The following is a 371-nucleotide window of genomic DNA, read 5'->3' on the forward strand; positions in this document are numbered from 1 at the left end:
CATCTCGGCGGCCGCCGGCTGTTGCCGCCGACGGCGGTGCTTGACCTTCGCCGCGACCCGGCCGGCAAGCCGCTGAAGCCGGTGTTTGCCAAGGCCTTCGAATATTCCGACGGCTGGGTCGACGATGCCCGGCTGGTGGTGCTGAATGCCCGCGATGCCGCCGACCGCGGGGCGCTGATTATGCCGCGCACCAAGGTGGTCTCGGCCCGCCGCGAGAACGGCCTGTGGGAGATCGACAGCGTGAACATGCTGACCGGCGAGAACCGCCGCCATCGGGCCCGCATGCTGGTCAATGCCGCCGGCCCCTGGGTCGATCAGCTGCTGCGCGCCGCTTTCGGCCAGAACGAGGCCCGGCATGTGCGCCTCGTGCA

General features: G+C 70.4%; 1 protein-coding gene. It reads left to right on the forward strand.

Annotated elements, in window-relative coordinates; all coding sequences use genetic code 11:
• Positions 1–371: FAD-dependent oxidoreductase (locus ACPYOI_RS36025; protein ID WP_481424168.1), on the forward strand; the 371-nt coding region annotated here is incomplete at both ends.

The organism is Rhizobium sp. SVR5-2C, from assembly GCF_056755115.1.